Source organism: Corynebacterium sp. ACRPF, assembly GCF_022347395.1.
Taxonomy (GTDB): domain Bacteria; phylum Actinomycetota; class Actinomycetes; order Mycobacteriales; family Mycobacteriaceae; genus Corynebacterium; species Corynebacterium tuberculostearicum_D.
The window spans coordinates 33,063-53,392 of the sequence record NZ_JAKRNB010000006.1; the positions used below are offsets into that span (position 1 = coordinate 33,063).

The 20,330-nt window shown below is 62.6% G+C and carries 19 protein-coding genes and 1 pseudogene; 11 read left to right on the forward strand and 9 right to left on the reverse strand.

Annotated features, from left to right (window positions below):
- Nucleotides 1–18 precede the first annotated feature (18 nt).
- Complete coding sequence (locus tag MHX61_RS03885; protein WP_239192858.1) at nucleotides 19–1,272, reverse strand: MFS transporter; 1,254 nt, start codon at nucleotides 1,270–1,272, stop codon at nucleotides 19–21.
- A gap of 216 nt (nucleotides 1,273–1,488) precedes the next feature.
- Between MHX61_RS03885 and MHX61_RS03890 the strand changes: the two genes are divergently transcribed.
- Together MHX61_RS03890 and MHX61_RS03900 are read left to right on the forward strand one after the other, a co-directional pair.
- Nucleotides 1,489–3,702 (forward strand): NADP-dependent isocitrate dehydrogenase, encoded by a 2,214-nt coding sequence (locus MHX61_RS03890; protein WP_239192860.1) that lies wholly within the window; start codon nucleotides 1,489–1,491, stop codon nucleotides 3,700–3,702.
- A gap of 224 nt (nucleotides 3,703–3,926) precedes the next feature.
- Nucleotides 3,927–5,145 (forward strand): annotated as a pseudogene (locus tag MHX61_RS03900) (IS3 family transposase); the annotation flags it as partial.
- A 73-nt stretch (nucleotides 5,146–5,218) separates the two neighbouring features.
- On the opposite strand, the gene pdxT reads toward MHX61_RS03900, so the two are convergent.
- Both pdxT and pdxS read right to left on the reverse strand, forming a co-directional pair.
- Entirely contained in the window at nucleotides 5,219–5,812 is a 594-nt protein-coding gene (gene pdxT, locus MHX61_RS03905; RefSeq protein ID WP_239192862.1) for a pyridoxal 5'-phosphate synthase glutaminase subunit PdxT, read from the reverse strand.
- On the reverse strand, nucleotides 5,806–6,708 hold the full coding sequence (gene pdxS / locus MHX61_RS03910; RefSeq protein ID WP_023020656.1) for a pyridoxal 5'-phosphate synthase lyase subunit PdxS: 903 nt from the start codon (nucleotides 6,706–6,708) through the stop codon (nucleotides 5,806–5,808). The genes pdxT and pdxS overlap by 7 nt, the downstream gene beginning before the upstream one ends.
- A gap of 81 nt (nucleotides 6,709–6,789) precedes the next feature.
- Here pdxS and MHX61_RS03915 point away from each other — a divergent pair, with 81 nt between their 5' ends.
- The 4 genes from MHX61_RS03915 to MHX61_RS03930 all read left to right on the forward strand — a co-directional run bounded on the left by MHX61_RS03915 (nucleotide 6,790) and on the right by MHX61_RS03930 (nucleotide 10,848).
- Complete coding sequence (locus MHX61_RS03915; protein ID WP_239192864.1) at nucleotides 6,790–8,094, forward strand: PLP-dependent aminotransferase family protein; 1,305 nt, start codon at nucleotides 6,790–6,792, stop codon at nucleotides 8,092–8,094.
- Nucleotides 8,095–8,131: 37 nt separating this feature from the next.
- Complete coding sequence (locus tag MHX61_RS03920) at nucleotides 8,132–8,293, forward strand: hypothetical protein (RefSeq protein WP_239192867.1); 162 nt, start codon at nucleotides 8,132–8,134, stop codon at nucleotides 8,291–8,293.
- A gap of 123 nt (nucleotides 8,294–8,416) precedes the next feature.
- On the forward strand, nucleotides 8,417–9,733 hold the full coding sequence (locus MHX61_RS03925; protein WP_239192870.1) for an O-acetylhomoserine/O-acetylserine sulfhydrylase: 1,317 nt from the start codon (nucleotides 8,417–8,419) through the stop codon (nucleotides 9,731–9,733).
- A complete protein-coding gene (locus MHX61_RS03930; RefSeq protein ID WP_239192873.1) occupies nucleotides 9,730–10,848 on the forward strand; it encodes a homoserine O-acetyltransferase in 1,119 nt (372 codons plus the stop codon). The genes MHX61_RS03925 and MHX61_RS03930 overlap by 4 nt, the downstream gene beginning before the upstream one ends.
- An 87-nt stretch (nucleotides 10,849–10,935) precedes the next feature.
- On the opposite strand, the gene MHX61_RS03935 is transcribed toward MHX61_RS03930, so the two are convergent.
- The 3 genes from MHX61_RS03935 to MHX61_RS03945 form a co-directional block, all read right to left on the reverse strand.
- The gene (locus MHX61_RS03935) at nucleotides 10,936–11,916 is read right to left on the reverse strand and encodes an HNH endonuclease signature motif containing protein (RefSeq protein WP_239192875.1); all 981 of its coding nucleotides are present in this window, start codon (nucleotides 11,914–11,916) and stop codon (nucleotides 10,936–10,938) included.
- Between the two features lie 126 nt (nucleotides 11,917–12,042).
- Complete coding sequence (locus tag MHX61_RS03940; protein ID WP_239192878.1) at nucleotides 12,043–12,357, reverse strand: DUF3017 domain-containing protein; 315 nt, start codon at nucleotides 12,355–12,357, stop codon at nucleotides 12,043–12,045.
- On the reverse strand, nucleotides 12,354–13,202 hold the full coding sequence (locus tag MHX61_RS03945) for a bifunctional methylenetetrahydrofolate dehydrogenase/methenyltetrahydrofolate cyclohydrolase (protein WP_239192881.1): 849 nt from the start codon (nucleotides 13,200–13,202) through the stop codon (nucleotides 12,354–12,356). Before MHX61_RS03945 ends, MHX61_RS03940 begins: the two co-directional genes overlap by 4 nt.
- A 23-nt stretch (nucleotides 13,203–13,225) precedes the next feature.
- Here MHX61_RS03945 and MHX61_RS03950 point away from each other — a divergent pair, with 23 nt between their 5' ends.
- Nucleotides 13,226–13,696, forward strand: a complete 471-nt coding sequence (locus tag MHX61_RS03950) for a tRNA (cytidine(34)-2'-O)-methyltransferase (RefSeq protein WP_005322648.1) — start codon at nucleotides 13,226–13,228, stop codon at nucleotides 13,694–13,696.
- On the opposite strand, the gene MHX61_RS03955 is transcribed toward MHX61_RS03950, so the two are convergent.
- Both MHX61_RS03955 and MHX61_RS03960 read right to left on the reverse strand, forming a co-directional pair.
- Entirely contained in the window at nucleotides 13,680–15,044 is a 1,365-nt protein-coding gene (locus tag MHX61_RS03955; RefSeq protein ID WP_239192884.1) for a PH domain-containing protein, read from the reverse strand. The genes MHX61_RS03950 and MHX61_RS03955 overlap by 17 nt on opposite strands.
- Entirely contained in the window at nucleotides 15,041–15,502 is a 462-nt protein-coding gene (locus MHX61_RS03960; RefSeq protein ID WP_225745925.1) for a PH domain-containing protein, read from the reverse strand. Before MHX61_RS03960 ends, MHX61_RS03955 begins: the two co-directional genes overlap by 4 nt.
- Nucleotides 15,503–15,613: 111 nt before the next feature.
- Here MHX61_RS03960 and MHX61_RS03965 point away from each other — a divergent pair, with 111 nt between their 5' ends.
- The 4 genes from MHX61_RS03965 to MHX61_RS03980 are packed head-to-tail and all read left to right on the forward strand — an operon-like array spanning nucleotide 15,614 to nucleotide 17,176.
- Nucleotides 15,614–16,162 carry a hypothetical protein gene (locus tag MHX61_RS03965; protein ID WP_005322654.1) on the forward strand — a complete coding sequence of 183 codons (549 nt, stop codon included), beginning with the start codon at nucleotides 15,614–15,616 and terminating at the stop codon, nucleotides 16,160–16,162.
- Nucleotides 16,155–16,373 carry a helix-turn-helix transcriptional regulator gene (locus MHX61_RS03970; RefSeq protein ID WP_255712183.1) on the forward strand — a complete coding sequence of 73 codons (219 nt, stop codon included), beginning with the start codon at nucleotides 16,155–16,157 and terminating at the stop codon, nucleotides 16,371–16,373. The genes MHX61_RS03965 and MHX61_RS03970 overlap by 8 nt, the downstream gene beginning before the upstream one ends.
- A 42-nt stretch (nucleotides 16,374–16,415) precedes the next feature.
- The gene (locus MHX61_RS03975) at nucleotides 16,416–16,679 is read left to right on the forward strand and encodes a helix-turn-helix transcriptional regulator (protein ID WP_005322660.1); all 264 of its coding nucleotides are present in this window, start codon (nucleotides 16,416–16,418) and stop codon (nucleotides 16,677–16,679) included.
- On the forward strand, nucleotides 16,679–17,176 hold the full coding sequence (locus MHX61_RS03980) for a hypothetical protein (RefSeq protein ID WP_239192887.1): 498 nt from the start codon (nucleotides 16,679–16,681) through the stop codon (nucleotides 17,174–17,176). The genes MHX61_RS03975 and MHX61_RS03980 overlap by 1 nt, the downstream gene beginning before the upstream one ends.
- Here the strand turns inward: MHX61_RS03980 and MHX61_RS03985 are convergent.
- On the reverse strand, nucleotides 17,173–20,292 hold the full coding sequence (locus MHX61_RS03985) for an error-prone DNA polymerase (RefSeq protein WP_239192889.1): 3,120 nt from the start codon (nucleotides 20,290–20,292) through the stop codon (nucleotides 17,173–17,175). The genes MHX61_RS03980 and MHX61_RS03985 overlap by 4 nt on opposite strands.
- Between the last annotated feature and the right edge of the window lie 38 nt (nucleotides 20,293–20,330).

Consider the following 20,330-nt stretch of genomic DNA (forward strand, 5'->3'; position numbering starts at 1 on the left):
AACAGCATATCGGTCCGCCTAGACGCGGCGAGCAAGGCGCTTTTTATCCCACATCGTCGCAGCCCACACCAGGCAACCCGCGGCCGCCAGGCCGGCACCCGCCAGCGCTGGGGCGGAGTAGCCCAGGCCGGCGCCCACGACGGCGCCACCAATGGTAGCGCCCGCTGCATTCGCGATGTTCAGCGCGGACTGGTTAAGGGCTGCGGCCAAAGTCTGGGCGTCGCCAGCCACATGCACCAAACGCAGCTGCAGCGAAGGAACCAAGGTGGAGCCCATAAACGCCACGCAGCCAAAGCACAAGGTAGCGGGGATGGCATGGCCGGAGAGGAAATAAAAGGCCGTCAGGATAACGATGAGGCAGGCCAAGGCAAAGATGATGCCAAACTCCAGGTTGCGGTCAGCAAGCCAGCCGCCGAAGGCGTTGCCGATGGTCATGCCGATGCCATAGGCCATGAGCACCACCCAGATGAGGCTCTGGTCCATGCCGGCGACCTCGGTCATGGTCCACGAAATATAGGTATAGACGGAGAACATGCCGCCAAAGCCGACCACGCCCATGATGACGGTGAACCACACCTGGCTATTTTTGAACGCCCCAAACTCCGTGCGGATATCGGTCTGCTTCATCTCCGTCATGTGCGGCATCAGGAAGAACAACGCAATAGCGGTAATGACGCCCAAGGCCACGACCACTAGGTAGGCAGCCTGCCAGCCCAGCGTGGAGCCGAGCGCCTGCGCAGCCGGCACACCAATGACCGTGGCGATGGCCAGGCCCATGCCCACATAAGCCATGGCCTTGCCGCGGCCGCCTGGGGGCGCCATGGATGCGGCCGAGAGATTAGCCACGGAGAAATAAGCGCCGTGCGGCATGCCCGCAATAAAGCGCGCGACCATGAGGATGGCGTAATTCGGTGCCAAGACCGAGAGGAGGTTGCCCACCACGAGGAAGCCGATGAGCAGCAAGATCAGGCGGCGGCGCGGCAGCTTGCCGGTAAAGGCCGCAATCAGCGGGGCGCCGACCACCACGCCCATCGCATAGATAGTGATAAGCGTCGAGGCATTTTCTTCCGAAATGCCAAAATCATCTGCAATAAGCGGCAGGAGACCCATAGACACAAACTCCGTCGTGCCGATGGCAAACGCGCCCAGGGCCATGGCGACCATGACGATGGCGCGGCGGCGGGCGGTAATCTCCGTTTGCAACGGCAGCGGACGGCGGCGAATGCGGTGTTCGTGTGCGCTGCGCGGGCTTAGCTCATCGATGATTTTCATGGAGAGTGAGGGTACACCCCGTGTCCTCCGGTAGCATGCCTGCAGCGGGTGGTCGTGAATATCTCCACCCCACCTGCGCATGGGTGACAGCGGCCACGCAACCCTTTTCAAGGGGCGGCAAATAGGGGATCACTTTCCGCAAACTGGCCCACATGCCGCCCACAAAATCGGTAATCTGGGCACTTGAACAATTTTCCAACGTTATATAGGAGAATCATGGCAAAGATTACGTGGACCCGTACCGATGAGGCGCCGCTGCTGGCGACCTACTCCCTCAAGCCCATCGTGGAGGCCTTCGCTTCCACCGCGGGCATCGACGTGGAAACCCGCGATATCTCGCTGGCCGCCCGCATCGCCGCGCAGTTCCCGGAGCGCCTGACCGAGGAGCAGAAGGTCGAAGACGCCCTGGCAGAGCTGGGCAAGATGGCCAAGACCCCGGAAGCAAATATCATCAAGCTGCCGAATATTTCCGCTTCCCTGGTGCAGCTGAAGAAGGCCATCGCCGAGCTGCAGGCCGCCGGCTACGACCTGCCTGATTACCCGGACAATCCTTCCACCGAGGAAGAAAAGGACATCGCTGCCCGCTACGATTCCGTCAAGGGCTCCGCTGTTAACCCGGTGCTGCGTGAGGGCAACTCCGACCGCCGCGCACCGGAGGCCGTGAAGAACTTTGTGAAGAAGCACCCGCACCGCATGGGCGAGTGGTCCAAGGACTCCAAGACCAACGTTGCCACCATGGCGGACAACGACTTCCGCCACAATGAAAAGTCCATCATCCTGGACAACGAGGACACCCTGTCCATCGTCCTCAAGACCGCCGACGGCGAGCAGACCCTACTGCCGGAGCTGCCGGTTCTCAAGGGCGAGGTCATCGACGGCACCTTCATGTCCGCCAAGGCTCTGGATGAGTTCCTCATCGCACAGGTCAAGCGCGCCAAGGAAGAAGGCGTGCTCTTCTCCACCCACCTGAAGGCCACCATGATGAAGGTCTCTGACCCCATCCTCTTCGGCCACGTCGTCCGCGCTTTCTTTGCTGATGTATATGACAAGTATGGCGAGGAACTGCTGGCTGCTGGCCTCAACGGCGAAAACGGCCTGGGCGCTATCTACGAGGGCCTGAAGAACCTGGACAACGGCGAGGAAATCAAGGCTGCTTTCGACGCCGCTCTTGCCGAAGGCCCCGACCTTGCCATGGTCAACTCCCACAAGGGCATCACCAACCTGCACGTGCCTTCCGACGTCATTATTGACGCCTCCATGCCCGCCATGATCCGCACCTCCGGCCACATGTGGAATAAGAACGACGAGGAGCAGGACACCCTCGCCGTCATTCCGGATTCCTCCTACGCTGGCGTGTACCAGGCTGTTATCGAGGACTGCAAGGAAAATGGTGCCTTCGACCCGACCACCATGGGTACCGTGCCGAACGTTGGCCTGATGGCGCAGAAGGCCGAGGAGTACGGCTCCCACAATAAGACCTTCAAGATCCCGGCCGCGGGCACTGTTGAGGTTCGCAACTCCCAGGGCGAGGTCCTCATCTCCCACGACGTGGAGGAAGGCGATATCTGGCGCGCCTGCCAGACCAAGGATGCCCCGATCCAGGACTGGGTCAAGCTCGCCGTCAACCGCGCTCGCCTGTCCGGCATGAAGACCATCTTCTGGCTCGACCCAGAGCGCGGCCACGACCGCAACATCAAGTCCCTAGTGGAGAAGTACCTTAAGGACCACGACACCGAGGGCCTAGACATCTCCATCGAGGACCCGGTAACCGCTACCAAGACCTCCATCGAGCGCATCCGCCGCGGCGAGGACACCATCTCCGTTACCGGCAACGTGCTGCGTGACTACAACACGGACCTCTTCCCCATCCTCGAGCTGGGCACCTCCGCCAAGATGCTATCTGTGGTTCCACTCATGGCAGGTGGCGGCCTCTTCGAGACCGGTGCCGGCGGCTCCGCCCCGAAGCACGTCCAGCAGGTAGAAGAAGAAAACCACCTGCGCTGGGATTCCCTCGGCGAGTTCCTGGCCCTGGCCGAGTCCTTCCGCCACGAAAAGCAGACCAACGGCAACGAGAAAGCCGGCGTCCTAGCCGCTACCTTGGACAAGGCCACCGAGCGCCTACTCAATGAGGGCAAGTCCCCGTCCCGCAAGGTGGGCGAAATCGACAACCGCGGTTCCCACTTCTTCCTGGCCACCTTCTGGGCCGAAGAGCTGGCTAACCAGACCGATGATGCCGATCTCGCCGCAGCCTTCAAGGACGTGGCTTCCCAGCTGTCCTCCCAGGCAGACGAGATCGCCCAGGCGCTTGTCGACGCCCAGGGCAACCCCGCCGACCTCGGCGGCTACTACTGGCCAAATGACGAGAAGACCTCTGCCGTCATGCGCCCAGTTGCTAGGTTCAACGAGATCATTGACGGACTGAAGAAGTAATTCTTCCCAGGCAAAAGCCGCCCCGCAGCGTTCATCTGAACTGCTCCCCATTAGTTGGACTGAGAAATCAGTTGCCAACAACTAGTGGGGAGCATTTTCTTTGAGAGCACGTAGTTCGCTGAGTGAAGTTCAGCGTGAGCAGTTAGTGGAGCTTTTCGAGCAGGGAATGGGTTGCCGAGCCGCTGCTCGTGTTGTCGGTGTCTCGAGAGACGCAACGCGTAGACTTTATCGTCGTTTCCAACTGCGTGGCAGACTATGTCTCGTGGAGAAACCAAACAAGCAGCACTACTCCTTCGAGGCGAAGAAGGAGGTTGTAGAACGTCATCTTGCGGGTGAGTCGATGATGGATCTTGCCCGAGAGTTCAATCTTTCATCCGACCACCTCGTCAAGGACTGGGTGGCTAAGTGGCGCAGAGGCGGCGACGAGGCTCTGCGCCCGAAGCCGAAGGGCAGGCCCAAAGGATCGGCTGGGCCGAAACGCCTCACGGAAGAGGAAAAGCTTCGCCGCCAGGTTGAGCGGCTGGAAGCGGAAAACGCCTACTTAAAAAAATTGCGAGACTTGAGGAACCAGGGACACGCCTGAAAGCCCAGGCAATCGTCATCCTCAAGTCACACCACCGCTTGGACTACCTCCTGGATGCGGCCGGCATGGCACGCTCGACATTCTTCTACCACCAAAAACGACTCACCGCACCGGATAAACATGCCGAGCTCAAACAAGCGATCCGGGACAGTTTTCAGCGCAACAAACACCGCTACGGCTACCGGCGGGTACTGCTCGACCTGCGTAACCAGGGCTGGGTGGTCAACCACAAACTTGTCTACAAGCTCATGCGCGCCATGGGCTTGAAAGCCAAGATCCGCCAGCGCAGGCCCTACATCTCCTACACTGGCACAATCAGCTACATCGCTGAGAACACACTCGAGCGCAACTTCACCCCCGATAGGCTCAACACTGTCTTCGTCAGCGACGTCACCGAGTTCAAAGTCGCTGGCCGCAAGGTGTATCTCTCACCGGTGATGGACCTGTTCGACCGCTCAATCGTCGCCCACACAGTGGCCACATCGCCGTCTACAGCGTTTACCTCGGCTTCGTTGGCGCAGGCGATCAAAGCGTGTGCTCCAGAGCCGGGCTGGATGATCCACACCGATCAAGGATTCCAATACCAGCACTCATCATGGCGCACCCTGATTAGCCAGCACCAGGGAGTCCAATCGATGTCACGCAAAGGCAACTGCTACGACAACGCGGTCATGGAGAACTTCTTCGGCCACCTGAAAACCGAGATGTACCACGGAGAAGCCTTCGACACCGTCGCAGAGTTCAACCAGGCAATCGACGAGTACATCCGGTGGTACAACACCGAACGCATCCAACAACGACTCAAGGGTCTAACCCCGATGCAATATCGAAATCAGACCCTTGAAGCCCTAACCGCCTAGAATTAAACCAGTCCAACTTTCGGGGGCCAGTTCAATCAATTCGCTGCGGGGCGGCTTTGGTATGCGCGCAGATTTAGAAGCTATCGAGCCAGGCGGCGTGCACGCGAGCGTCGCCATTTTCTTCTGGGTGAAAGCTCAGCGCCGTCACGCGGCCTTGGCGCACGCCGACCACCGCGTCGCCGTCCTCGCCCGGCGCCGTCGCGATGACCTCGACGCCCTCGCCTACACGGGTGACCAGCGGTGCGCGGATAAAGCTCGCCTCAATCGGCAGCGACTGGTCTTTAACAACGACCACGTCCACTGTCCGCTCGGCGGAAAAACGCTGGTTGCCAAAGGCATTGCGCCGCACCGTCACATCCAGCAGGCCCAAGGTCTGCTGGCCCGGCGCGGGGTTATCGAGCTCGCGGGCACAGTAGATGAGCCCAGCGCAGGTCGCGAGCACGGGCAGGCCTGCAGCTGCGGCGTCGCGCAGCGGCTCGGCCAGATCGAAGCTGCGCGCTAGCTTGTCGATGACACTCGACTCGCCGCCCGGAATCACCAGCCCGTCGAGCCCGTCCAGGTCCCGCGGCACCCGCACCCGGCGAGTAGCAACACCGAGCTCATCAAGAATGCGCAGGTGCTCCTCGACGCCGCCCTGCAGCGCCAGCACCCCAACGGTGGCTACCATCCGCGCTCAGCCAGGCGGTGCGGCGCGGGCACGTCGTTGACATTGATGCCCACCATGGCCTCGCCCAGGCCGCGGGAAAGCTTGGCTAGTTCGGCCGGCTGGTCGTAGAGGGTCGCCGCCTTGACGATGGCCTCCGCACGCTTGGCGGGCTCGCCGGACTTGAAGATGCCGGAGCCGACGAAGACGCCTTCGGCGCCCATCTGGCGGACGAGGGCGGCGTCGGCAGGCGTGGCCACGCCACCGGCAACAAAAAGCACAACCGGGAGCTTGCCGGTCTCCGCGACCTCTGCGACCAGGTCGTACGGCGCCTGCAGCTCCTTGGCCGCGACGTAGAGCTCATCGCGATCCAGGTGGCGCAGGCGGGCAATCTCGGCCTTAATCGTGCGCAGGTGCTTCACGGCCTCAGAGACATCGCCCGTGCCGGCCTCGCCCTTGGAGCGAATCATGGCCGCGCCCTCGGTGATGCGGCGCAGCGCCTCCCCCAGGTTGGTGGCACCGCACACGAACGGCACGTCGAAGTCCCACTTATTGATGTGGTTGACGTAATCGGCCGGGCTCAGCACCTCGGACTCATCGATGAAGTCCACGCCCAACTCGCCCAGAATCTGCGCCTCCACGAAGTGGCCGATGCGGGCCTTGGCCATGACCGGGATGTCCACCGCTTCGACGATGCCCTCAATTAGCTCTGGGTCCGACATGCGTGCCACCCCGCCCTGCGCACGAATATCGGCCGGCACGCGCTCCAACGCCATAACTGCCGACGCACCCGCGTCCTCCGCAATGCGCGCCTGCTCCGGCGTGACGACGTCCATGATGACGCCGCCTTTCAACATATCGGCTAGTCCTCGCTTCACGCGCGTAGTGGCGCGTCCTTGTTCATTTACCTGTTCAGTCATAGGTCACATAGTGGCCCACACAATTGGTACAAGACAAGAGCCATTTTCAGTGTGTTGGATTAGACCACTTATGATGAGGGGGTGCCTCTCCGCCTCGATCCCTCTGATACGCGGCCGCTGCCCGTGCAAATCGCCGCGGCCCTCCGCACCCAGGTTGCCGCCGGCGTCCTCCTGCCCGGCGAGCGCGTTGCCTCCACCCGTACCTTAGCCACCCAGCTCGGCGTTTCCCGAGGCAGCGTAGTCACCGCCTACGAGCAACTCACGGCCGAGGGATACCTTACGGCCGAGGTTGGCTCCGGCACCGTCATCAACCCGCTGCTCCCCCACGCCCGCGCCCCGCGCCCGGAGCCGGCCCCCATACCGGCCGCCGAGCCCGAGCTGGTGTCACTGACGCCCGGACTGCCCGACACCGCGGGAATCCTCACCCCTGAATGGAGGGCCGCGTGGCGTGCAGCGGCCGTCGACCCCTCCGGCAATCTGCCCCACGAGGTCGCCGCCCACCTGCGCCACATGCGCGGGCTCACCGTGGACCCGGCCTGCGTGCTCATCACGGCCGGCGCCCGCGACGGCCTCTCCGTGCTCCTGCGCGCCCTCGGCCGCCAGCTGCGCGTGGGCGTGGAATCCCCCGGTTACCCCAGCCTGCGCCGCGTGCCCCACGCCCTCGGCCACACGTTGGTGGAAATCCCCACCGGCCCCGAAGGCGTCACCGTCCCCACGGCCGATCTCGACGCCCTCATCGTCACCCCCAGCCACCAATACCCCTACGGCGGCTCGCTGCCCGCAGCCCGGCGCGCCGAACTCGTCGAATGGGCCCGCACACACGACGCCCTGCTTATCGAGGATGACTTCGACTCCGAACTGCGCTACGTCGGCCAGCCGCTGCCCGCCCTGGCCGCACTCGCCCCGGAACACACCGTGCTGCTGGGTACCTTCTCCTCGGTCATCTCCCCCTCGATTGCATGCGGTTACCTCGTCCTCCCGCCACGTTTGCGCTCGGCCGTGGACCGCGTGCGCGATATCTTCGGCCAACCCGTCGGCTCCATCCCCCAGGCCGCGCTCGCCCACTACCTTGCCAGCGGCGCTTTACGACGCCACACCGGCCGCATGCGCCGCACCTATAAACGCCGCCGCAACCTAGTGGCCGAAGCACTTGGCTCCATCGATGGCACCCAGCTCCTTCCCATCCACGGTGGCCTCCACGCAGTCCTACTGTGCGATCCGGCCGTTGTCCCCCGCGCCGCCGCCTGCGGCATCAAACTCACCCCACTGCGCGATTATTGGGGCGGGGCCGATGCTGAAGACGGCGTCGTACTCGGCTTCGGCCACCTCAGCGATGCCGAGCTACGCGAAAGCCTTTCTGCAGTCGCGGCCGCTTTGCAGGGGTGATACCATAATTCCAACGATCATAAACGAAAGGTAATAGATGTCTTTAGGTCCGATTGAGTTCCTTCTCATCCTCGTTTTCGTCCTTATCCTCGCTGGAATTATCGCCCTCGTGGTCAAGCTCGTGCGCAATAGCAATGACACCCGCGCGAATACTAGCCGCATTGCTAATCAGCTCGAGGAGCACGACCGCCGCAGCTAAGAAAGACACCCCACCAGACCAAGCGCCACACCGACCGCTTGGTCTATTTTTATTCTCGCGGCTGCCAGCGCGTTTCCACAAACTCGTTCGCTATATATACCGCTTGGTCTAGTCTTGCCAAGCATGACGACGAAATACGATAACTCCAATTCCAACTGGTCCTTCGCTACCCGCTCTGTACACGCAGGCCAAAACCTCGACGGGCACCACAACGCCCGCAATGTGCCGATTTACCAGACCACCTCCTACGTTTTTAACGATGCCGAGCACGCGGCCAACCGCTTCAATCTTTCCGACGCCGGCCCCATCTACACCCGCCTGACCAACCCCACCCAGGACGCACTGGAAGAGCGCCTCGCTTCCCTCGAGGGCGGCGTCGCGGCCGTTGCCTTCGCTTCCGGCCAGGCCGCTGAAACCGCGGCCATTTTGAACCTCGCCTCGGCCGGCGACCACATCGTGACTTCCCCTCGCCTCTACGGCGGCACATCTACCCTCTTTACCGTCACGCTCAAGCGCCTAGGCATCGACGTCACTCTCGTCGAGGACCCGGACGATCCGGCCTCCTGGCAAGATGCCGTACAGCCAAATACCAAAGCCTTCTATGGCGAGACCTTCGGTAACCCCGTGGCCGATGTCCTTGATATCCCGGCCATCGCCGAGGTCGCCCACAATAACCAGGTCCCACTCATCGTGGATAACACCATCGCCACCGCCGCCCTAGCCCGGCCGCTGGACCTCGGCGCAGATATCGTCGTGGTCTCCACTACCAAGTTCTATACCGGCAATGGCTCGGCCGTCGGCGGCGCGATTATCGACGGCGGCTCCTTCGACTGGACCGTCACCCGCAACGGCGAGCCCATATTCCCCTATTTCGTCACCCCGGATGAGGCCTACCACGGACTCAAATACGCCGACCTCGGCGCTTCGGCCTTCGCGCTCAAGGCCCGCGCTGGCCTGCTGCGCGATACCGGCGCCGCCATCTCCCCCTTCAACGCCTGGCTGACGCTGAATGGAATTGAGACGGTAGGGCTGCGCGTCGAAAAGCACAATGCCAACGCCCAAGCCGTCGCCGAGTACTTGGAAGGCCACGCCAAGGTCACCAAGGTCAACTACGCGGGCCTGGACTCCTCGCCGTATAAGGCGACCAAGGAAAAGCTCGGCTACGCCTACACGGGCTCCGTGTTCTCCTTCGACATCGACGGCGGCCGCGAAGAAGCCTGGGCGTTTATCGACGCCCTTAAGCTCCACTCCAACCTCGCCAATATCGGCGATACCCGCTCCCTGGCCATACATCCGGCAACCACCACGCACTCGCAATCCGATAAACCTGCGCTGGCAGCAGCCGGCATTACGCAATCCACTATCCGCCTGTCCGTGGGCATCGAGCACATCGATGACATCATCGCGGACCTCGAGCTGGGCTTTAACGCGCTGGCATGAAGCTAGTTAGCATCGGCGATTTCCACACCGAAGCCGGCGCCACGCTTGCCGACGCCCACATTGCCTACCACCGCTTCGGCCACCTTCTCGGCGATCCCCATGGCGCCAATAACGTCATCCTGGTCGAACACGCGCTAACCGGGGACTCGAATGTGGCCGAGTGGTGGGCCGACCTAGTAGGCCCCGGCAAGGCGCTGGATACGACGAAGTGGTGCATTATCGCTACCAATGCACTGGGCGGCTGCGCAGGCTCTACCGGCCCGGCTTCTCCGCACCCAGACGATGGCCGTGCTTGGGGTTCGCGTTTTCCCGCGCTTTCCGTGCGCGACCTCGTTGCGGCCGAGCGTGCCGCTTTGCATGAACTTGGCATCACCCACGTGCATGCCGTCATCGGCGGCTCAATGGGTGGCGCGCGCACGCTGGAGTGGACACTGATGCACCCCGATTTCCTCGACGCAGCCTGCGTCATTGCCGTTTCGGCCCGCGCCTCTGCTTGGCAGATTGGCATCCAGTCGGCGCAAATCGCGGCCATCGAGCAAGATTCGTTCTGGCACGGCGGCGATTATTACGCTTCCGCCCAGCGCCCGCGCGAGGGGCTGGCGGCCGCGCGCCGCATTGCGCACCTGACCTACCGCGGCGAACAAGAAATTGACGAGCGCTTCGGCGTTCATGCACAGACCGGCGAGAACCCGCTCGGGCCTTACCGTCGCCGCGATAATCGCTTTGCCGTTAACTCCTACCTGGATTACCAAGGAATCAAGCTGGCCGACCGCTTCGATGCCGGCTCCTATGTCACTCTCACCGAGGCGCTCAACCGCCACGATATCGGCCGTGACCGCGGTGGGCTCAACCGCGCGCTGGGATCATCCAAGGTACCTACAATGGTCGTAGGAGTAGACACGGACATCTTGTACCCGTATCACCAGCAAGAACATATCTCGCGCAATCTGGGAAATCTATTGGCTATGGCCAAGGTGGTCTCCCCGGTAGGCCACGACGCCTTCCTTACCGAGTCACGCCAAATGGATCACATCCTGCGCAACTTCCTCACTCTTTCCCAGCCGGACCCGCGCATTGATGCAGCGGCAGGCGATCCCACCGAGTATTCGATTTAAAAAGATCGCAGCAGCAAGGATCGCCAAAGCCGCGCAGCGCGCACTAGCACTATGCGTTGCGCTGGGGCGGCGAAGGGACGAAGCGGCTCAGCGATCGTCGGGTGGCTTCGCCCAAGGCGGGCGCCACACGATGCCTTCTCCAGGACGGCGCTCGAGCCGGCCGCGACGCGGCGGCGCATTCGGGTCATCGTCGTTCACAGCATTGTGATACTTGCACGCGATGGTGAGGTTTTCGGGATTCGTATCGCCGCCGAGCAGCCACGGGGTGAGATGGTGGACCTGGCATTCATCCGCCGGCGTGTGGCAGTCGGGCCACGGGCACACCGGGTTTTCTGCCATCGCCATTTGGCGTTGCTTCCATGTCGCCAAGCGCCGCGATTGATAAAGGTTTACGGGGCCGGTGACTGGGTGGATGAGGGTGATAAGGCCGACGTCGGAAAGCGCGCGGCGGACAAGATCCGCACCAGATATCTGGGCACCATTGGTCAGCTGCAAGGTGACGTCCTCGCCGTGGATGACCTTCACCATCTCATTCAGGTTAAGCACCACATTGGTGGTGATTGTGGAGGTAGAGGCGCCCTCGGCAAAGACGCGACGGGCATCGGCGACGGTGGAGACGTGGTTATTAATTTCTGCAACTAACTCGGACTCGGCGGTAATTGTCAGTGTCCACAGGTCATCGCGGCGGCGGGTCAGGCGCACGCCTTCGGAGCGCTTGGTGGTGCGCTCCTCGCGCACCATGCGGCGGGCGCACTTTTCAATCTCGCTGGTGGAAAGGCGCAGGGCGCAAAGTGCCTCGCGCAGTGCCCAAGCCGCCCGCTGGGTTTTCATCTTCTGCGCGAAGTGCTCGATAATTTTCAGCGCGTCGAGCGGCAGCGAAGTGCGGCGGGCGGCGCGCTGTTTAGCGCCAAAGGAGGTGCGGCCGAAGTAAGTATCGGCCAGGCGGGCAAACTCGGCGGCCTCGCGATCACTAAAGCCCTTATCGACGAGCTCTTCTACCGACAGCCCAACGCACTCCCCGATGAGCACCATCGGGGAGTTCACGGCAGCCAGGTAGTTCGAAATCATGGCCCCGAGCCTAAACCGGCCGCGCAACCCAGCGCGCGGAGGCGGGCGGTTACCTGTGGATAACCGGCCGAACCACACCCTTTCAGGCCGAAATAGGTGAAGGCTCTACGAAAAACCTGTGGATAACTAGCTACCGAGCGAGTCCACAGAAAAGGCCAGAAAGGCCATCACGGCGCCGACTAAGCCGGTAAAGCAGGCGTCAAAGCGGCGCGAGCGTACGGCCAGCACGCCAACGCGGCTGGAATCACAAGTCAGGCGTACCACAGTGAGCCACAGCAAGGCGAGGCCGAGGAGAAACGTGGCCCGACGCCAGTACTCGAAGACCGCGTAACCGCCGGAGACGACCACGCCCGCCACGAAGATGCCGATAGCCGCCCACTGCGCGGCGGGCGGCAGCGGGGAGGGCGCGAGGCCGGCATCGTGCGGGTTATCTAGATTCACGCCAACTTTTCCGCGCGCTCGACGATATTGCGCACCAAGAAGGCGCGGGTCAGCGGGCCGACGCCGCCCGGGTTCGGCGAGACGAATCCGGCCTTGTCCCAGCAGTCTGGGTGGATGTCGCCGGTGAGCTTGCCGTCGACGCGGGAGACTCCGACGTCGAGAAGCGCGGCGCCTTCCTTAATCATGTCCGCAGTGAGCATGTGGGGCTGGCCGGCGGCGGCGATGACGATATCGGCCTCGCGGGTCTCGGCGGCCAGGTCCTTGGTACCGGTGTGGCAGAGGGTGACGGTGGAGTTCTCGCTACGGCGGGTAAGCATCAGGCCGATGGGACGACCCACGGTCACGCCGCGGCCGATGACCACGGTCTTGGCGCCGTCAAGCTCAACGCCGAAGCGGCGCAGCAGGTGCAGGCAGCCGTTCGGGGTACAGGGCAGGGGCGCATCCTCGTTGAGCACGAGCTTGCCCAGGTTGACGGGGTGCAGGCCGTCGGCATCCTTTTCGGGGTCGATGCGCTCGAGGATGGCGTTTTCATCCAGGTGCTTCGGCAGCGGGAGCTGGACGATGTAGCCGGTGCAGGCATCATCGGTGTTGAGATCATCGATAACGGCCTCAAGTTCTTCCTGCGTGACATCGGCCGGCAGGTCCTTGCGGATGGAGTTGATGCCGAGCTTTTCGCAGTCGCGGTGCTTCATCTTCACATAGGACTGGGAGCCGGGGTCTTCGCCGACCAGGACGGTAGCGAGGCCGGGCGTAATCCCCTTGTCCTTCAGCGCGGCCACGCGCTGGGCGAGGTCGGCGAAAATCTCGTCGCGGTACAGTGTGCCATCTAGTTTGGTAGCGCTCATAGCCACCATCCTAGACTGAAGGCATGAGCCAGCTGCACATTGTCTTTGATAACCCGGTCATTCCTACTAATACGGGCAACGCCATCCGCACGGCCGCGGTAACGGGCGCGAGCCTGCACCTGATTGAGCCGCTGGGCTTTAATTTCGACGATAAGCACTTAAAGCGCGCCGGACTGGATTATCACGATCTGGCTGATGTGCAGATTCACAAGGATTTTCAGGCCTGCATGGATGCACTGCCGGGGGCGCGCGTATTCGCGTTTACCACGCATACGGATAAGTGGTTTACAGATATCGAATACCAGGAGGGCGATGTCCTTCTCTTCGGCACGGAGCCGACTGGCCTGCCGGAGGAGCATATTAACCATCCGCGCGTGACGGACCGCGTGCGCATTCCGATGGTGCCGGCTAGGCGCTCGATGAACCTGTCGAATTCGGCGTCGACGGCCGTATTCGAGGCGTGGCGCCAGCTGGGTTTTAACGGGGCGGTTTAAGTCCTGGCAGCTGGCGGGAGCGTAGGCGGGCAAGGAGTGCGGTGGCGTCGGCAAGCGTGAGGTTGCGCGCGGCCATGCGTACGGGCCCTTGGACTAGGTCGAGGTCGACGGTGGCTAGGCCGAGCGCCTGGGAAATCGGCCCGCGGCGGTAGGTGAGCTCCTGGATATGGGAGGTGTGGATGGCCTTGACGCGGCGGTTGAGCCGGCCGTTGCGCACGATGACGTAGTCGCCGGTGAGCGCGACGGTTTGCTGGCGGTAGTCCAGCGGGGAGACCCATTTGGCGCGGGCCGGCGAGGCGTAGGTGGGGGCGGCATCGGCCGGCAGGAATTGCCGGGCTTGGGCGAGGGTGCCCACCGGCAGGATGCGGGTGGAGCCAGAAGCCTTGCCGCTTGCCGACGCCCCATACCCCGCCACCGAAACCCTCACCTCATACCAGCCCAGCGGCCGCCACAGGAACGGCTGGGTAATTTGCACGGCGTGGATGCGGTCAAGGCGGATGCTTTGGCGGCGGCGGTCGGCCAGGCCGTAGGTGATGTTGAGTACCTCGCCGTCGGTGCGGGCGGTGTAGCGCCAGGAAGAATCGAGCACGTTCCAGACGTTGGGTATCGCGCCGACGAGGATGGGCAGCGCGGTCGACAGCGGCAGCCGGGTGACCACGACAAGGATGAGGAAACCGACGAGGAAAAGCGTGGAGGCGCGCAGCGCGGCCGCCATAAGGGAGCGCGCGATCGGGATTTCGGGCACGAGGGCTGATTCTTCGGCCGGTTCGGCGGGTGTTGGGGCGCTGGTCAAGTCGGCGGCGGTTGCGTCGATGTCAGTGTCCGCGGCCGGTGTGGGTGCGCCGTGAACGCGGGCGAGGATGTCATCGCGTAGGGCCTCGGCATCGGCCTTTTTGAGGTAGGCGATTTCGATGACGGAAGATTGGCCGCCGGCGGTTTCCACGCGCACAGCCGCTAGCCGGAAAAGGCGTGCGATGACGGGCTCGACGACGTCGACGGCCTGCGTGCGGTCATACCGTGCGGTGCGCAATTGGGTGGAAAAGAGGCCGCGGTGCAGGGAAAGTTCTTCCGCGCCGAGCTGGTAGCCCATGCGGCGCCACCACAGGCCGGAAGCGAGCCACACGACCGCGCAGACCGCAACGAACCCGGCGATCGCAAAGGCGGTATCGCGCAGGGCCTCACCGCGGTGCTCGCCAGTGATGAAGGCAAAGATATCGCGCAGGGCTTCCAGGTTGACGTTGAGGGCGAAGGCCGCGATGAGGGCCAGGATCACTGACCATAGGCGCAGCAGCGGGGTGAGGCGGTGGACGCGGCGGAAGCTTGGTTGGGTGCTGGACTGGTCGCTCATAGGCCGCTCATCCGTTCGCGGGCTTGGTGGGCAAGGCGGGTACGGAGGGCGTCGGCAAGCGGGGCTTCCAAGCCCTTAATGGTGGCGTCCGTGCTGGCCGAGGCCGTGTGGAGCTGCAGCTTTTTTAGCCCGAGGGCGCGGTCGATGGGCCCGGAGGTCACGTCCACGAATTGGATGCGGCCGTAGGGCACGACGGTGAAGGAATGCCAGAGCTTGCCGCGAGTGATAAGCAGCTCATCGTCGGTTTCGAGCCAGCCCATGTTGCGCACCTGGGCGGGGATGAGCCAGAGCAGCCAGAAGAATAGGGCGACGAAGACACCGGCCGCCCAGTAGAACCACGGGGTCCACCAAAAACCTGCCGCACCGGCGGCCGCCGCGAGGACAATCATCCAGCTCAGGTGGTGGATATAACGCGAGGTCACCAGGCGTGGCGAGACGGGATTCATTTCTTCGCTCATAGTTATTGACAGTATCAATCGGGCCATACCCTTGCCTCACTTATCGTTAATCGATATTATCGAATTACGACAACATCGAGAGTCGATAAACAATCGGCGGAAAGGATTGTCATGACCACCCCACAACCCACCTCCAAGGCCGAGCGCCGCGAAATTAACACAGCGGCCGGCATCTGCCTCCTTACCATCGTCATCCTCGGCCCTACCTACCTGCGTGAGCTTGCCACCGGACGCTTTTCCACCGCACTGAGCGCAGCCATCCCAGAAGGCCTAAGCAAACACAACCTCGACGGCGGACCATTCTGGATGCTCACCGCAGCGCTCGTCGTTAAGATTGCGGCTATTTTGATCATCGCGTTCTTTACCTACCGTCTGGTCAAGCCCATGCTTCGCGGGCAGGTCTTCACTACGAAAAATATTCGCTTCCTCAATGGAATAGCCATCGGGATTCTCGTCTGGTTTATCGGACGCTTCCCGCTCGAAGGTATGGGCAACAACTGGGCCTCTTCACAGCTAGGGATCGACTGGTGGTCCAGCCAGAGCGGAACGTCATTTGGCGAGCTCGCGCTGCTTTACCTCTTTGCCTGCGCCCTACAGCTCTTCTCAGCCGCCATCAAGCGCGGTTGCAAGCTAGAAGAGGAGGTCGAAGGACTTGTCTGAGCCACAAGGGCCCCAGGTAGTCTGCCACCTCGACCGAATAATGGAAGAGCGCGGCATAACCGGAACGGCACTCGCTAAAGAAGTAGGCATCACCCCAGTCAACCTCTCCGTATTGAAGAATAATCGTGCCAAAGCCGTACGCTTTAGCACCCTCGCAGCACTATGCGCGGCACTGGACTGCCAGCCAGGGGATATCTTCGGCGTCGAGTAGCAACCCTTGCCAGGGCGTTGGGTTTATGCAATACTTTGACTCATGTCCCCAAAGAAGAAGCCCTCCGCACCCATTTATAACCGGGTACGCGTGCTACGCGCCGAGCGGGACATGTCGCGCGCGCAGCTGGCTGAGGCCATCGACGTCAACCCCCAGACCGTCGGAGCCCTCGAGCGCGGGGACCACTCCCCCAGCCTGGACCTAGCCTTCCGCGTCTGCGAAGTCTTTGACCTTCCGGTGGAGGCCATCTTTTCCCGCCAGGAATTTGCCCCTATGTCCACTGAAATCTATAGGAAGAATTCCTAATGGCTACCACAATTCCTGCCTCTGTTTCTCGCCGTAAGCACCTGGTCTTGGCCGGCGATATTTTTCTCGGCCTGGCCATCGTGGCGGCGCCCCTGCACTTCTTCGCGCTTGGCTTGTCTAATCTGCTGTGGCCGATAGCTGGCATTGCGGCGACCATGTGCACCACGTGGCTGCGCCAGTCCATTCGGCACCTCGACGTTCCTACTACGGAGATGGAAGAGTACGAGCTGCGCCTGCATACCGACGCCCGCGACAAAGGCCTGAAAACCGCATTGGCCACGGCCATAGTGCTCTTCCTCGTCGCCGGCGCCACCGCATTCGGGCTGCGCTTCTTCGGTGCGGAGCAGGTCGCGGTGGAGCAGGCGACCTCGGGGGCCAATATCGCCATCTTCTTTGCCAAGCTCATCTACACCCAACTGCTGTGGATTCCATTTGCGGTAGCCAAAGAATTGGCCAATAAACTCAACGCAGACGAGCTGCGCAGCGGCGGCAACTAGCGGAAGTCGCGGGAGCCGCGGGAGAGGAATTCTCCAAAGTCCAACGGCTCGAGCTTATCTGCGACCACGCTGACCGCACCGGTGGCATTTTGTACGATGCCGCGGATGATCATCGCGCGGGCGGTGCGGGCCAGCACCTTATGCCGCGACCACAATCCGGGTGAGACCATCACGTTCATCAGGCCGGTTTCATCCTCGACACCCAAAAAGGTCAGGCCAGACGCAGTACGCGGGCGCTGGCGGTGAGTAATAATGCCAGCGATGCGCACGCGGGTGCCATCGGGAACATGGGGAAGTTGGGAGGCAGGGAGGACGTCGGCAAGCGAGGCACGCACCAGCTCCATCGGCTGCTGGTTATGGGTCACGCCGGTGGCGGCGACGTCGGTAGCTATAAGCTCAAAAGCAGACATGCCGGGCAGGTGTGGCGAGGCCAGGGCGGAGGTGCCGGGCAACATGCCCTCGCGCTCGGTAGCGGCAACGCCGGCCTGCCACAACGCTTGGCGACGGTCCAGCCCAAGGCACTCCAACGCCCCGGCCGTGGCCAGCGCCTCCACCTGTTCCACGCTGAGGTCCGCCCGGCGCGAAAGATCGGACACGCTAGCAAAAGGCGCGGCCGCCTCCACGCGCTCGGCGGCAGACTCCCCCAGCCCTTTGATGAGGTTAAGGCCCAAGCGAATCTCGGCAGGTCCCGTCGCGCGGGCTTGGGCGCCGGAGTCATTGATGCTTACCGGCAGCACCCGCACGTCGTGGCGCCGGGCATCTTGGATGAGCGACTGCGGGGAATAAAAGCCCATCGGCTGCGCGCGCAGCAGGCCCACACAAAATTCCGCCGGGTAGTGATATTTAAACCACGCGGAAAAATACACCAGCGAGGCAAAGGACTGCGAGTGCGACTCCGGGAAGCCGTAGGCAGCAAAGGCCACAATCTTAGTCCAGAGCTTATCGGCCACCTCGCCCTCGATACCGTTGGTCTCGCGCAGACCGGCATAGAAACGACTGCGCAACGCGGCCATCTTTTCCGGGGAGCGCTTCGAGCCCATGGCGCGGCGCAGATCATCAGCCTCAGCACCGGAGAACCCGGCGGCGTCGACCGCGATCTGCATCAACTGCTCCTGGAAGAGCGGGATGCCCAAGGTCTTACCCAGGGACTTTTCCAGCACGGGATGGTCATAGGTGACCTCCTCTAGGCCATCGCGACGACGCAGGTAAGGGTGCACGGACCCGCCTTGGATGGGACCGGGGCGAATGAGCGCGACTTCGACCACTAGGTCAAAGAAGCGGCGCGGCTTCAAACGCGGCAGCGTGGCTAGCTGCGCACGAGATTCCACTTGGAAGACGCCCACCGCATCGGCGCGGCAGAGCATGCCATAGACTTCCGGTTCGGCGAGGTCGAGCTCCCACAGGTGCACCTCGCGGCCGGTGGTGGCGCGCACGACGTCAATCATGTGGTGCAGCGCCTCCAACATGCCAAGACCCAAAAGGTCGAATTTCACCAGGCCGGCGGCCGCGCAATCGTCCTTATCCCACTGCAGCACGGAGCGATTGTCCATACGCGCCCATTCCATGGGCACGACGTCCGCAATGGGCCGATCGCACAGCACCATGCCGCCGGAGTGGATGCCTAGGTGGCGGGGCTGGCCGAGGAATTGCTCGGCCAATAAGGAGACGTCGGCAGGCGGCTCGGAGGTACCTTTCGACCACGCATCGGCCGAGCCCTGCGGGTAGCCCAACGCGCGGGCGGCATCGCGGGTGGCCCCCTTGCGCCGATAGGTAATGACATTGGCTACCTGCGCGGCGCGATCACGGCCGTGGGTGCGGTAGACATACTGGATGACTTCCTCGCGGCGGCCGGACTCGATGTCGATATCAATATCGGGCGGACCATCGCGGTCTGGGGAGAGGAAGCGCTCGAAAAGCAGCTGCGCGGAGATGGGCTCGGCGTTGGTAATGCCCAGCGCAAAGCACACCGCGGAGTTGGCGGCCGAGCCACGGCCTTGGCACAGAATATTCTCGCGGCGGCAAAAATCCACTAGGTCGCACACAATCAGGAAGTAGCCGGGAAAGCCCAGCTGCTTGATGACGCCCAACTCATGCCGAATCTGTTTCCTTGCTGCCTGCCGGATCTCGGCTGGGCGCGAAGCATAGCGGTCCTTGGCGCGGCGCCAGACCTCGTGCTCCAGCCAGCTCATTTCGGTGTACCCCTCCGGCACCGGAAAATGCGGCAGGTTGGGCGCGAGGGCATCCCAGGTAAAAGAGCACTCGCGGGCGAGCGCCACGGTTTCGGCGATGAGCTCCGGCCGATCTGGCAAGAGTTGCGCCATCTGCTCGCCGGATCGCAGCCAGCCGGCACCCATGGGGTGGGCGTGCGGCGCAGCGGCCGCGAGGGATTCGCGCCGGGCCAGGGCACGCTTGGCGGCGGCGAGCCGAGCTTGGTCGCGGGTCGCGGCCGCCGGCCGTGCGGTTGCGATGGCCCGCAGGTTATTGTATTTATCCAGGAAACGGTGCTGATCCGCATCCTCGGGGGACATGCTGCACGAATATTCGAGAACTATGCTGTCTATTTTTATTCTTTCGAGCAGGTTATCGATTTCTGCTAGCGCCTCCGGCCCCACCAGAAAGAAGCACTCCCCTTCCAGTTCGCGTGCCACCTCATCCAAGGGCGGATAAGCTACGCGATCCTTCTCCCCAGCCTCCATCCGGGCGCGCGCGATGAGGCGCGACAGGCGACGATAGCCCTCCGGGGTGCGTGCCAGCACGGTAACCGGAGCCTCCGTGAGCGATAGCTCCGCACCATATACGGCGGGAAGTCCTGCTTTAGCTGCGGCTTCGGCAAATTTCATCAGACCATAAAAGCCATCGCGATCCACGATGGACAACCCCTCAAGGCCCAGCTCTACAGCTCGGGCCACCAGCCCCTCCGGCTCGGTGGCGCCGTCGAGAAAGCTATATGAACTTACCGCGTGCAACTCCGCGAAGGGCACGGCAGACTGGCCGCGCCGAGCAGAACCCGCTGGCCTATGAAGGTAATTAACCGGCACGGGCGCAGTAGATTCGCGGCCGGAGAGAATTCGCTCCACCCGCGACCAGGACAGCGCCCTTCCACCATTAAATCTCACTCCAGACAGTGTAATATCGAATCATTGTTCTAGACAAG